The sequence below is a fragment of the Kocuria salsicia genome (assembly GCF_007681555.1).
Lineage (GTDB): Bacteria > Actinomycetota > Actinomycetes > Actinomycetales > Micrococcaceae > Kocuria > Kocuria salsicia.
This window is the reverse complement of record NZ_VELE01000048.1, coordinates 1-223: the sequence shown is the minus strand read 5'-3', so window position 1 is coordinate 223 and position 223 is coordinate 1. Positions and strand designations below refer to the sequence as shown.

The following is a 223-nucleotide window of genomic DNA, read 5'->3' as shown; positions in this document are numbered from 1 at the left end:
ATTAAGTGGATCAACGTCAACAAGTGAGAGCGACTCAACAAGCACAAGTACATCAGATAGTGCATCAACATCAACAAGCGTGAGTGATTCAACAAGTGCAAGCACATCATTAAGTGAGTCAACATCAACAAGTGTGAGTGACTCAACAAGTGCAAGCACATCATTAAGTGCGTCAACGTCAACAAGCATGAGTGATTCAACAAGTGCAAGTACATCATTAAGT

General features: G+C 40.8%; 1 protein-coding gene. It reads right to left on the bottom strand.

Translation table 11 applies throughout. The annotated features are described in order from the left end of the window. Positions 1-223, bottom strand: a 223-nt coding sequence (locus FS770_RS13620; protein ID WP_222126535.1) for a hypothetical protein, incomplete at both ends; no start/stop codon positions are given.